This is a genomic window from Citrobacter portucalensis, from assembly GCF_023374935.1.
GTDB lineage: Bacteria > Pseudomonadota > Gammaproteobacteria > Enterobacterales > Enterobacteriaceae > Citrobacter > Citrobacter portucalensis.
On record NZ_CP092466.1, the window covers coordinates 5,064,567 to 5,077,393 of the forward strand.

Below are 12,827 nucleotides of genomic sequence, written 5' to 3' on the forward strand. Positions count from 1 at the left end.
TTACGCTTGACAGAGCGTCAAACAAAAGATTTAAATCATAACGACAAATAATTTTATGGAGCGAGTTGTGGATACGGAATTGTTAAAAACTTTCCTGGAAGTTAGCCGGACACGCCACTTTGGCAGGGCTGCTGAAGCGCTCTATCTGACCCAATCAGCGGTTAGTTTTCGGATCAGACAACTGGAAAATCAATTGGGTGTAAACCTGTTCACCCGACACAGAAACAATATCCGTTTAACCGCTGCAGGTGAAAAATTATTACCTTACGCTGAAACGCTGATGAATACGTGGCAAGCAGCACGTAAGGAGGTTGCGAATACCTCGCGGCATAACGAGTTTTCTATTGGTGCCAGCGCATCCCTCTGGGAATGCATGCTTAATGGCTGGCTGGGGCGTTTGTACCAATCCCAGGAGCCACAATCCAGCCTGCAATTTGAAGCGAGGATCGCGCAGCGACAGTCGTTAGTAAAACAGCTTCATGAACGACAGCTTGATCTATTGATTACTACCGAAACGCCCAAAATGGACGAATTTAGCAGCCAACTGTTGGGATATTTCACGCTGGCGCTGTATTGCAGTTCTCCTTCACAAACCAAAGATGAACTGAATTATCTGCGTCTGGAATGGGGACCTGACTTTCAGCAACACGAGGCTGGATTGATTGCGGGAGATGAAGTGCCGGTACTTACCACCAGTTCGGCAGAATTAGCCAGGCAGCAACTTTCAGTCCTCAAAGGTTTTAGCTGGCTACCGGTCAGCTGGGCTAAAGGTAAAAGCGATCTCCATACGGTTACCGACAGTACAACGCTTTCACGCCCGTTATATGCAGTTTGGCTGCAAAATAGCGATAAACATGCGCTGATTTGCGATCTGCTGAGAACGAATATTCTGGAAGATTAAGGAAAACGCTGGCAAGGATGCCGGGAGTAAAATAGAAAGAAGGAAAAACTCAAATTACAGGTAAAAAAAATCCTTAGCAATAATGCTAAGGATTGTTTCTGGCAGGGGCGGAGAGACTCGAACTCGCGACACCCGGTTTTGGAGACCGGTGCTCTACCAACTGAGCTACGCCCCTAAATCTTCTTATCATTAAGCCTGCTTAGTAGCAGGCTTAATTTTCTAATAAGTGGCGGAACGGACGGGACTCGAACCCGCGACCCCCTGCGTGACAGGCAGGTATTCTAACCAACTGAACTACCGCTCCACCGAATTTCTTTGTCACTACCCGGATTCTTCATCCCGGTTTACTGCAATTTGATGCCTGGCAGTTCCCTACTCTCGCATGGGGAGACCCCACACTACCATCGGCGCTACGGCGTTTCACTTCTGAGTTCGGCATGGGGTCAGGTGGGACCACCGCGCTACAGCCGCCAGGCAAATTCTGTCTATCAACACGCTTTTGCATGTCGATGTAATCTGTAATCAGGCTGAAAATATCTCTCTTCGCCAAAACATCTTCGGCGTTGTAAGGTTAAGCCTCACGGTTCATTAGTATCGGTTAGCTCAATGTATCGCTACACTTACACACCCGACCTATCAACGTCGTCGTCTTCAACGTTCCTTCAGGACCCTTAAAGGGTCAGGGAGAACTCATCTCGGGGCAAGTTTCGTGCTTAGATGCTTTCAGCACTTATCTCTTCCGCATTTAGCTACCGGGCAATGCCATTGGCATGACAACCCGAACACCAGTGATGCGTCCACTCCGGTCCTCTCGTACTAGGAGCAGCCCCCCTCAATTCTCCAGCGCCCACGGCAGATAGGGACCGAACTGTCTCACGACGTTCTAAACCCAGCTCGCGTACCACTTTAAATGGCGAACAGCCATACCCTTGGGACCTACTTCAGCCCCAGGATGTGATGAGCCGACATCGAGGTGCCAAACACCGCCGTCGATATGAACTCTTGGGCGGTATCAGCCTGTTATCCCCGGAGTACCTTTTATCCGTTGAGCGATGGCCCTTCCATTCAGAACCACCGGATCACTAAGACCTGCTTTCGCACCTGCTCGAGCCGTCACTCTCGCAGTCAAGCTAGCTTATGCCTTTGCACTAACCTCCTGATGTCCGACCAGGATTAGCTAACCTTCGTGCTCCTCCGTTACTCTTTAGGAGGAGACCGCCCCAGTCAAACTACCCACCAGACACTGTCCGCAACCCGGATTACGGGTCTACGTTAGAACACCAGCCATTAAAGGGTGGTATTTCAAGGATGGCTCCATGCAGACTGGCGTCCACACTTCAAAGCCTCCCACCTATCCTACACATCAAGGACCAGTGTTCAGTGTCAAGCTATAGTAAAGGTTCACGGGGTCTTTCCGTCTTGCCGCGGGTACACTGCATCTTCACAGCGAGTTCAATTTCACTGAGTCTCGGGTGGAGACAGCCTGGCCATCATTACGCCATTCGTGCAGGTCGGAACTTACCCGACAAGGAATTTCGCTACCTTAGGACCGTTATAGTTACGGCCGCCGTTTACCGGGGCTTCGATCAAGAGCTTCTCCTTACGGATAACCCCATCAATTAACCTTCCGGCACCGGGCAGGCGTCACACCGTATACGTCCACTTTCGTGTTTGCACAGTGCTGTGTTTTTAATAAACAGTTGCAGCCAGCTGGTATCTTCGACTGATTTCAGCTCCATGAGTAAATCACTTCACCTACATATCAGCGTGCCTTCTCCCGAAGTTACGGCACCATTTTGCCTAGTTCCTTCACCCGAGTTCTCTCAAGCGCCTTGGTATTCTCTACCTGACCACCTGTGTCGGTTTGGGGTACGATTTCGTGTTACCTGATGCTTAGAGGCTTTTCCTGGAAGCAGGGCATTTGTTACTTCAGCACCGTAGTGCCTCGTCATCACACCTCAGCGTTAAAAGGTACCGGATTTACCTGGAACCTCCGCCTACATGCTTAAACCGGGACAACCGTCGCCCGGCTAACATAGCCTTCTCCGTCCCCCCTTCGCAGTAACACCAAGTACAGGAATATTAACCTGTTTCCCATCGACTACGCCTTTCGGCCTCGCCTTAGGGGTCGACTCACCCTGCCCCGATTAACGTTGGACAGGAACCCTTGGTCTTCCGGCGTGCGGGTTTTTCACCCGCATTATCGTTACTTATGTCAGCATTCGCACTTCTGATACCTCCAGCATGCCTCACGACACACCTTCAACGGCTTACAGAACGCTCCCCTACCCAACAACACATAGTGTCGCTGCCGCAGCTTCGGTGCATGGTTTAGCCCCGTTACATCTTCCGCGCAGGCCGACTCGACCAGTGAGCTATTACGCTTTCTTTAAATGATGGCTGCTTCTAAGCCAACATCCTGGCTGTCTGTGCCTTCCCACATCGTTTCCCACTTAACCATGACTTTGGGACCTTAGCTGGCGGTCTGGGTTGTTTCCCTCTTCACGACGGACGTTAGCACCCGCCGTGTGTCTCCCGTGATAACATTCTTCGGTATTCGCAGTTTGCATCGGGTTGGTAAGTCGGGATGACCCCCTAGCCGAAACAGTGCTCTACCCCCGAAGATGAGTTCACGAGGCGCTACCTAAATAGCTTTCGGGGAGAACCAGCTATCTCCCGGTTTGATTGGCCTTTCACCCCCAGCCACAAGTCATCCGCTAATTTTTCAACATTAGTCGGTTCGGTCCTCCAGTTAGTGTTACCCAACCTTCAACCTGCCCATGGCTAGATCACCGGGTTTCGGGTCTATACCCTGCAACTTAACGCCCAGTTAAGACTCGGTTTCCCTTCGGCTCCCCTATTCGGTTAACCTTGCTACAGAATATAAGTCGCTGACCCATTATACAAAAGGTACGCAGTCACACCCCAAAGGGTGCTCCCACTGCTTGTACGTACACGGTTTCAGGTTCTTTTTCACTCCCCTCGCCGGGGTTCTTTTCGCCTTTCCCTCACGGTACTGGTTCACTATCGGTCAGTCAGGAGTATTTAGCCTTGGAGGATGGTCCCCCCATATTCAGACAGGATACCACGTGTCCCGCCCTACTCTTCGAGTTCACAACACATGCACTTTTGTGTACGGGACTTTCACCCTGTATCGTGCGACTTTCCAGACGCTTCCACTAACACACATGCTGATTCAGACTCTGGGCTGCTCCCCGTTCGCTCGCCGCTACTGGGGGAATCTCGGTTGATTTCTTTTCCTCGGGGTACTTAGATGTTTCAGTTCCCCCGGTTCGCTTCATTACGCTATGTATTCACGTAATGATAGTGTGACGAATCACACTGGGTTTCCCCATTCGGAAATCGCCGGTTATAACGGTTCATATCACCTTACCGACGCTTATCGCAGATTAGCACGTCCTTCATCGCCTCTGACTGCCAGGGCATCCACCGTGTACGCTTAGTCGCTTAACCTCACAACCCGAAGATGTTTCTTTCGATTCATCATCGACTTGCAAAAATTTGAGAGACTCGAACACACCGCTTTTCATTTCTTATTACGGAGAAATGAAACAGTGTGTCGTTTCAATTTTCAGCTTGATCCAGATTTTTAAAGAGCAAATATCTCAAACGTGACTCGAAAGTCAGTTTTGAGATACTTCGGTCGGCGACTTTCACTCACACATACCAGCAAGTGGCGTCCCCTAGGGGATTCGAACCCCTGTTACCGCCGTGAAAGGGCGGTGTCCTGGGCCTCTAGACGAAGGGGACACTGAAGTCTCAATCGCAAGACGCCTTGCTATTTACTTTTCATCAGACAATCTGTGTGAGCACTGCAAAGGTCGGTTCTTTAAGGTAAGGAGGTGATCCAACCGCAGGTTCCCCTACGGTTACCTTGTTACGACTTCACCCCAGTCATGAATCACAAAGTGGTAAGCGCCCTCCCGAAGGTTAAGCTACCTACTTCTTTTGCAACCCACTCCCATGGTGTGACGGGCGGTGTGTACAAGGCCCGGGAACGTATTCACCGTGGCATTCTGATCCACGATTACTAGCGATTCCGACTTCATGGAGTCGAGTTGCAGACTCCAATCCGGACTACGACATACTTTATGAGGTCCGCTTGCTCTCGCGAGGTCGCTTCTCTTTGTATATGCCATTGTAGCACGTGTGTAGCCCTACTCGTAAGGGCCATGATGACTTGACGTCATCCCCACCTTCCTCCAGTTTATCACTGGCAGTCTCCTTTGAGTTCCCGACCGAATCGCTGGCAACAAAGGATAAGGGTTGCGCTCGTTGCGGGACTTAACCCAACATTTCACAACACGAGCTGACGACAGCCATGCAGCACCTGTCTCAGAGTTCCCGAAGGCACCAAAGCATCTCTGCTAAGTTCTCTGGATGTCAAGAGTAGGTAAGGTTCTTCGCGTTGCATCGAATTAAACCACATGCTCCACCGCTTGTGCGGGCCCCCGTCAATTCATTTGAGTTTTAACCTTGCGGCCGTACTCCCCAGGCGGTCGACTTAACGCGTTAGCTCCGGAAGCCACGCCTCAAGGGCACAACCTCCAAGTCGACATCGTTTACGGCGTGGACTACCAGGGTATCTAATCCTGTTTGCTCCCCACGCTTTCGCACCTGAGCGTCAGTCTTTGTCCAGGGGGCCGCCTTCGCCACCGGTATTCCTCCAGATCTCTACGCATTTCACCGCTACACCTGGAATTCTACCCCCCTCTACAAGACTCTAGCCTGCCAGTTTCGGATGCAGTTCCCAGGTTGAGCCCGGGGATTTCACATCCGACTTGACAGACCGCCTGCGTGCGCTTTACGCCCAGTAATTCCGATTAACGCTTGCACCCTCCGTATTACCGCGGCTGCTGGCACGGAGTTAGCCGGTGCTTCTTCTGCGAGTAACGTCAATTGCTGCGGTTATTAACCACAACACCTTCCTCCTCGCTGAAAGTACTTTACAACCCGAAGGCCTTCTTCATACACGCGGCATGGCTGCATCAGGCTTGCGCCCATTGTGCAATATTCCCCACTGCTGCCTCCCGTAGGAGTCTGGACCGTGTCTCAGTTCCAGTGTGGCTGGTCATCCTCTCAGACCAGCTAGGGATCGTCGCCTAGGTGAGCCGTTACCCCACCTACTAGCTAATCCCATCTGGGCACATCCGATGGCAAGAGGCCCGAAGGTCCCCCTCTTTGGTCTTGCGACGTTATGCGGTATTAGCTACCGTTTCCAGTAGTTATCCCCCTCCATCGGGCAGTTTCCCAGACATTACTCACCCGTCCGCCACTCGTCACCCAAGGAGCAAGCTCCTCTGTGCTACCGTTCGACTTGCATGTGTTAGGCCTGCCGCCAGCGTTCAATCTGAGCCATGATCAAACTCTTCAATTTAAAAGTTTGATGCTCAATGAATTAAACTTCGTAATGAATTACGTGTTCACTCGTTGAGACTTGGTATTCATTTTTCGTCTTGCGACGTTAAGAATCCGTATCTTCGAGTGCCCACACAGATTGTCTGATAAATTGTTAAAGAGCAGTGCCGCTTCGCTTTTTCTCAGCGGCGCGGGGTGTGCATATTACGCCATCCCGCTACGAAGTCAAGCATTTAATTTCGCTTTCTTCGCCGGAGTTCTCAGTGGAACCCCGCTGACCCGGCGGCTTGTAATCCGTTGTTCCGTGTCAGTGGAGGCGCATTATAGGGAGTTATTTCAGGCTGACAAGGGGAAATTTAAAATAACTTTCCGAGTGCGTGTTTTTTCACCAAAACAACCATTAACATGCCATAAAATAAGCAAATTGCCGTTTTTGCAGCCGCAATCACACTTCCAGGTGGCATACTAATGAATAAGAAAAAGAGTAAGGAAGAACATTCATGCCGTTAAATGCCCAACAGCTAGCCGCACAGAAAAACTTGTCCTACGTTCTGGCCGAAAAGCTGGCTCAGCGAATATTAAAAGGTGAATACGCGCCGGGTGCAATATTGCCTGGCGAAATAGAGCTGGGCGATCAGTTTGGCGTGAGTCGCACCGCGGTAAGAGAGGCGGTAAAAACATTAACGGCAAAAGGTATGGTATTACCGCGCCCACGTATTGGCACACGCGTCATGCCGCAAGCAAACTGGAACTTCCTTGACCAGGAGCTACTCACCTGGTGGATGACGGAAGATAATTTCCCGCAGGTCATTAAACATTTTCTGGTGATGCGTATCAGCCTGGAGCCTCAGGCGTGCTTACTGGCAGCGACTATAGGTACGGCTGAACAGAAAGCGCACCTCAACACGCTGATGGAAGAGATGGTCGAGCTGAAAAGAAACTTCAGACGCGAACGCTGGATTGAGGTTGATATCGCCTGGCATGAGCACATCTATGAAATGAGTGCGAATCCGTTCCTTATTTCCTTTGCATCTCTGTTCCATTCGGTTTACCAGACCTACTTTACCTCTATTACCTATAACGATGTGGTGAAACTGGATTTGCACCAGGCCATTGTCGATGCAATAGATGATAACGATGGCGATCGCGCCTTTGCTGCCTGTCAGGCATTGCTGATAGCACCGAACGTGCTACCGGATAAATAATATGTCAGAAAAGAAATCACGCAGTATGGCCGGGCTACCGTGGATAGCAGCCATGGCCTTTTTTATGCAGGCACTAGACGCCACGATCCTCAATACCGCCCTACCCGCAATAGCACATAGTCTTAACCGCTCTCCACTCGCCATGCAGTCGGCCATTATCAGCTATACCCTGACTGTCGCGATGCTGATCCCGGTAAGTGGTTGGCTGGCAGACCGATTTGGTACCCGACGCGTCTTTATGATTGCCGTTAGCCTGTTTACGTTGGGATCGCTGGCCTGCGCGCTGTCCAGTTCCTTAAGCGAGCTGGTGATTTTCCGTGTCATTCAGGGGATCGGTGGCGCCATGATGATGCCCGTTGCCCGTCTGGCGTTATTGCGTGCTTACCCCCGCAGCGAACTGCTTCCCGTGCTTAACTTCGTCACCATGCCAGGACTTGTGGGGCCGATTTTAGGTCCGGTATTGGGCGGTGTACTGGTTACATGGGCCAGTTGGCACTGGATCTTCCTGATTAATATTCCAATTGGCATTGCCGGTATCTTCTATGCCCGCAAATATATGCCGAACTTCACCACGCCACGCCGCGGTTTTGATATGACCGGTTTCTTTCTGTTTGGTTTGAGCCTGGTATTGTTTTCCAGCGGCGTTGAATTGTTCGGTGAGAAGCTTGTCGAGACCTGGGTCGCACTCGGTATTATTCTTGCCAGTGTGTTGTTACTACTCGCCTATATTCGCCATGCGCGTCGCCACCCAACGCCGCTGATATCGCTTCCGATATTTAAGACTCGGACCTTTTCTGTTGGGATCGCCGGAAACCTCGCCACTCGCCTGGGCACAGGCTGCGTGCCCTTCTTAATGCCGCTGATGTTGCAGGTAGGATTTGGATATCCGGCTCTGATAGCCGGCTGCATGATGGCGCCAACAGCGTTGGGTTCAATTCTGGCAAAATCCATGGTGACGCAGGTTCTGCGCAAACTCGGCTACAGGACCACATTGGTGGGTGTTACGGTATTTATCGGCCTGATGATTGCGCAGTTCGCTTTGCAATCTCCTGCCATGCCGATCTGGATGCTAATCCTGCCGTTGTTCATTTTAGGTATGGCGATGTCCACCCAGTTTACTTCAATGAATACCATCACTCTGGCGGATCTGACCGATGAAAATGCCAGCAGCGGCAACAGCGTATTGGCTGTTACTCAGCAGTTATCAATCAGTTTAGGGGTTGCCATCAGCGCCGCCGTTCTGCGTATCTATGAAGGTATGGAAGGAACCAATACGGTCGAACAGTTCCACTACACCTTTATGACGATGGGCGCTATCACGGTAATATCCGCGCTGATGTTCATGCTGCTAAAAGCCAAAGATGGACGTAACCTGATCAAAGATCGGCACAAACCTAAACCGACCCCCGCTCCATCAGAACAGGAGTAAGCTGCAAACGCTGTTGCTGTAATGCGGGCTGCGCCATCCGGTGAATTAATACATCGATGGCCAGTTCGCCCAATTCATCTTTTGGTTGGTGGATGGTCGTCAGGGGCGGCGTCATATAGCGCGCCAGCTCGATATCATCGTAACCCACCACAGCCATATCCTGCGGAATGCGCAATCCTGACTGGTACAGAGCCTGATACGCGCCAACTGCCATTGCATCATTGCCGGTAAAAACAGCCTGCGGTCGCTGTTTATGCGACAGCAACGTTTGCATAGCTTCAAAGCCGCCGCCGAACTCAAAGTCACCGGTAATCTCGTAGCCTTCCGGGACAGGCAACCCCGCCCGCTTCATTGCTGCCCGATATCCTTCCAGACGCAAACGCGCCGGGGTTTTATCCAGCGGCCCGGTGATGCAGGCAATGCGCGTAAAACCTTTTTCGATAAGATGTTGCGTGGCTAAATCCCCGCCCAGCAAGGAGTTATCCTGAATCAGATCGCTTTCACCATCAAAAGGCGACCAGTCCATCATCACGGTCGGTATAGAAGGATAACGCTGCATTATCTCTCTGGAAGGCTGATGTGTTTCGGTGCAGAGCAGCAACAAGCCGTCCACACGTTTTTGCATCAGAGTTTCCAGGTTACGGTTCATGCGCTGTTCATCGCCTTCGGTATTGCACAGCACCAGGCTGTAGCCGCGCTCAAAACAGCTACGTTCAACGCCGCGCACTAGTTCAGAATAGAAGGGATTGGTACTGGCAGTGATTAACATGCCAATCGTGCGGGTCTGGTTTAACTTGAGGCTACGCGCCAGTGCGGAGGGCGCGTAGTTAAGCGCTTTAATTGCAGCTTCTACTTTGTCAGTGACGGACTCACTGACAAAGCGATCTTTATTAATGACGTGAGAAACCGTCGACGTGGAAACACCCGCCAGGCGGGCGACGTCCTTCATTGTAGCCAAGCGTTACCTCTGTTGACTTAAAAACGCTTCTATTTCTTCGCGCCACGGAACGGAAGGCTGTGCGCCTTTACGGGTAACCGCAATCGCCGCAGCGGCATGCGCAAAACGGATCGCTTCAGGCAGCGGAGTCTCTTCCAGCAACGCCGTAATTAACGCGCCATTAAAGGTGTCTCCAGCGGCAATAGTATCAACGGCTTCCACTTTAAAACCGGGCACACGCTGTCCTTCGCCATTAACACTGGCCCACACACCGCGACTACCTAAAGTAATCAGTACAGTATGGATACCTTTAGCGTGCAATGCCTGCGCCGCTTTGGCCGCGTCTTCATCATTTTCGACCCGGATCCCCGTCAGCTTTTCAGCCTCGGTTTCATTCGGGGTAATAATATCCACCAGCGCCAGCAGTTCATCAGAAAGTTCACGTGCCGGTGCCGGGTTCAGGGCGACCATGGTCTTATTTTGATGTGCAATCTTTGCTGCAGTCAGTACGCTTTCGATCGGCGATTCTAACTGCATAAGTAAGGCGGACGCCTGAGCAATACGCTCATGCTGTGCTTCCACCAACGCTGGCGAAAGAGCTGCGTTCGCTCCGGCATGAATGCCGATAACGTTCTCACCTTCACCATTCACAAAAATCAACGCCACACCGGTCGATTCCCCCGAAATTACGCTAATCGGCGCAATATCGATGTTATCTTTGGCTAACTGTTTACGCACACTTTCGCCAATATCATCATCGCCCGTACAGGCAATGAATGCGATATTCGCGCCACTACGACCCGCAGCAACAGCCTGATTCGCGCCTTTACCGCCAAATGCGACCTGATAATGGCTACCTGTTACGGTTTCACCAGGTGTCGGGAAAGAGTTAAGGTTAAGGATGTGATCGGCATTGATACTGCCAAGAACAACGAGGTTGCCTGCGGTTTTCATATTTGGTGTTCCAAGTCAAAGTGCGCCACCGGGTTAGGGTGGCGCGTGCCCTGCTTTTCTTTTTACGCTTTCATCCCCAAAATCAGATACGGGGATGGCGTATTTATGTCTCCATCAGGCCGCGAGCGACCTGAATCGGTATTACTGCTTGATGACCAGCTTCAGGTCAACCGGATATTTAGCCTGAACCTTCTCGCCTTTCAGGACTTTATCCGCAGTCTCAACGCCTTTCGCGCCGATCTGATCCGGCAACTGAGCAATGGTCGCAGCCAGTTTGCCATCATTTACTGCTTTTTCGCCATCTGGAGTGCCGTCAAATCCAACCACCATCACATCAGATTTACCCGCGGTTTGCAGTGCGCGCAGCGCACCCAGCGCCATTTCATCGTTCTGGGCAAATACGGCCTGCACATCAGGATGCGCGGTCAGCAGGTTCTGCATGACGTTCAGACCTTTGGTGCGGTCGAAGTCTGCCGGCTGGCTGGCCAGTACGTTAAATTTGTGTGCCGCAACGGCCTGCTGGAAACCTTCGCCACGCTCACGCGCCGCTGAAGTTCCGGCAATCCCTTGCAGTTCGATAACTTTCGCGCCTTCACCTGCTTTCTTCGCGATGTAATCACCCGCAATTTTGCCACCCAACACGTTATCAGACGCGATGTGGCTTACCACTTCGCCTTTGGAGGCAACACGGTCAAGGGTAATAACCGGAATTTTTGCCTGGTTAGCCATCTTCACAGCATTACCAACGGCATCAGAGTCAGTCGGGTTGATCAGCAGAATTTTAGTTCCACGAACCGTTAAGTCCTGAACGTTAGCCAGCTCTTTCGCCGGGTTGTTCTGCGAGTCCAGAATCACCAGGTTGTAACCCAGCTTATCCGCCTCTTTTTGCGCCCCATCCTTCAGAGAAACAAAGAACGGGTTGTTGAGGGTGGAGACCACCAGCGCAATGGTATCTTTCGCCATCGCATTCGCGCTCACGGTGGCGCTCAGCGCAACAGCAGAAACCAGGGTAGCCAGTTTTTTCATGTTCATATTTAAGATGTCCTGTAATCGTTGTTACTGCTTTTTGTTGTCTACCAGTACCGCCAGCAAAATCACCACCGCTTTGACGATCATCTGGTAATAGGAGGATACACCTAACAAATTCAAACCATTATTGAGGAAACCAAGAATCAATGCGCCGATCAGCGTCCCAACAATACGTCCTTTACCACCCGCCAGGCTGGTACCGCCTAACACCACCGCTGCGATAGCATCCAGCTCATAGCCAGTACCTGCTGTTGGTTGCGCAGAGGAGAGGCGCGCGACTTCAATGATGCCCGCCAGCGATGCCAGCAGACCGCACAGTGAGTAAACGATAATTTTGATTTTACTGACGCTGATACCGGACAAACGCGTTGCCGCTTCGTTACCGCCCAGCGCGTAGATATAACGGCCCAGACGAGTGTGGTGCAGCATGTACCACGCCGCGAGGAAGACAATCCCCATGATCCACACTGGCGTAGGGATGCCTAACGGACGACCAATACCAAACCAGCCAAACAGATCGGCATTGTCAGTAAATCCGGTATTAACCGGACTGCCGTTGGTGTACACCATGGTCACGCCGCGCAGCAGCAGCATCATCACCAGCGTTGCAATAAACGCCTGCACCCGGCCTTTCGCAACAATCACCCCGGTGACTGCGCCAATGGCAGCGCCGAGCGCCAGGGCTGCAGCAACGGCCACCAGCGCATTGACCTCAATCCCTACAATTGAAGCCGCAACCGCGCCGGTAAGCGCCAGCAAGGAACCGACGGACAGATCGATACCCGACGTCAGGATAACCAGCGTCATGCCAACGGCCATGATGGCGTTCACCGACGTTTGCTGGAGAATGTTGAACAGGTTATTAACGGTAAAAAAGTTAGGGCTCATGGTGGAAACAATCGCGATCAGCACTAACAGAGCGATGAGCGACTTTTGCTCCAGAAGCCATGCTTTAGTGAAATAACGGCGACCAGAAACAGCCTGGGTAGTCAT

General features: G+C 51.6%; 7 protein-coding genes, 3 tRNA genes and 3 rRNA genes. 3 read left to right on the plus strand and 10 right to left on the minus strand.

The genetic code is table 11. The annotated features are described in order from the left end of the window. Positions 1-55 precede the first annotated feature (55 nt). The gene (gene hdfR / locus LY264_RS24420) at positions 56-901 is read left to right on the plus strand and encodes an HTH-type transcriptional regulator HdfR (protein WP_008787063.1); all 846 of its coding nucleotides are present in this window, start codon (positions 56-58) and stop codon (positions 899-901) included. A 99-nt stretch (positions 902-1,000) separates the two neighbouring features. Here the strand turns inward: hdfR and LY264_RS24425 are convergent. The 6 genes from LY264_RS24425 to LY264_RS24450 form a co-directional block, all read right to left on the minus strand. Beyond that, a tRNA-Trp gene (locus LY264_RS24425) sits at positions 1,001-1,076 on the minus strand. A 52-nt stretch (positions 1,077-1,128) separates the two neighbouring features. After that, positions 1,129-1,205 (minus strand) — tRNA-Asp (locus LY264_RS24430). Between the two features lie 55 nt (positions 1,206-1,260). Further along, positions 1,261-1,376: ribosomal RNA gene (rrf, locus tag LY264_RS24435) — 5S ribosomal RNA — on the minus strand. Between the two features lie 92 nt (positions 1,377-1,468). After that, positions 1,469-4,375 (minus strand): 23S ribosomal RNA (locus LY264_RS24440). Positions 4,376-4,596: 221 nt separating this feature from the next. Beyond that, positions 4,597-4,672 (minus strand) — tRNA-Glu (locus LY264_RS24445). Positions 4,673-4,757: 85 nt separating this feature from the next. Beyond that, positions 4,758-6,299: ribosomal RNA gene (locus tag LY264_RS24450) — 16S ribosomal RNA — on the minus strand. The 16S, 23S and 5S rRNA genes sit together here with 3 tRNA genes alongside, the layout of an rRNA operon. A 481-nt stretch (positions 6,300-6,780) precedes the next feature. Between LY264_RS24450 and LY264_RS24455 the strand changes: the two genes are divergently transcribed. Beyond that, the gene (locus LY264_RS24455; protein ID WP_003023753.1) at positions 6,781-7,485 is read left to right on the plus strand and encodes a FadR/GntR family transcriptional regulator; all 705 of its coding nucleotides are present in this window, start codon (positions 6,781-6,783) and stop codon (positions 7,483-7,485) included. A 1-nt stretch (position 7,486) separates the two neighbouring features. Continuing rightward, positions 7,487-8,914, plus strand: a complete 1,428-nt coding sequence (mdtD, locus tag LY264_RS24460) for a multidrug transporter subunit MdtD (protein WP_008786557.1) — start codon at positions 7,487-7,489, stop codon at positions 8,912-8,914. Here mdtD and rbsR read toward each other — a convergent pair. The 4 genes from rbsR to rbsC all read right to left on the minus strand — a co-directional run bounded on the left by rbsR (position 8,880) and on the right by rbsC (position 12,827). Beyond that, positions 8,880-9,872 carry a ribose operon transcriptional repressor RbsR gene (rbsR, locus tag LY264_RS24465; RefSeq protein ID WP_003023757.1) on the minus strand — a complete coding sequence of 331 codons (993 nt, stop codon included), beginning with the start codon at positions 9,870-9,872 and terminating at the stop codon, positions 8,880-8,882. The genes mdtD and rbsR overlap by 35 nt on opposite strands. A gap of 3 nt (positions 9,873-9,875) precedes the next feature. Next, positions 9,876-10,805 (minus strand): ribokinase, encoded by a 930-nt coding sequence (gene rbsK, locus LY264_RS24470; RefSeq protein ID WP_003826997.1) that lies wholly within the window; start codon positions 10,803-10,805, stop codon positions 9,876-9,878. Between the two features lie 141 nt (positions 10,806-10,946). Next, on the minus strand, positions 10,947-11,837 hold the full coding sequence (rbsB, locus tag LY264_RS24475; RefSeq protein WP_003023760.1) for a ribose ABC transporter substrate-binding protein RbsB: 891 nt from the start codon (positions 11,835-11,837) through the stop codon (positions 10,947-10,949). Positions 11,838-11,861: 24 nt separating this feature from the next. Then, positions 11,862-12,827: a ribose ABC transporter permease gene (gene rbsC / locus LY264_RS24480; protein ID WP_003826999.1), complete on the minus strand. Its 966-nt coding sequence runs from the start codon at positions 12,825-12,827 to the stop codon at positions 11,862-11,864.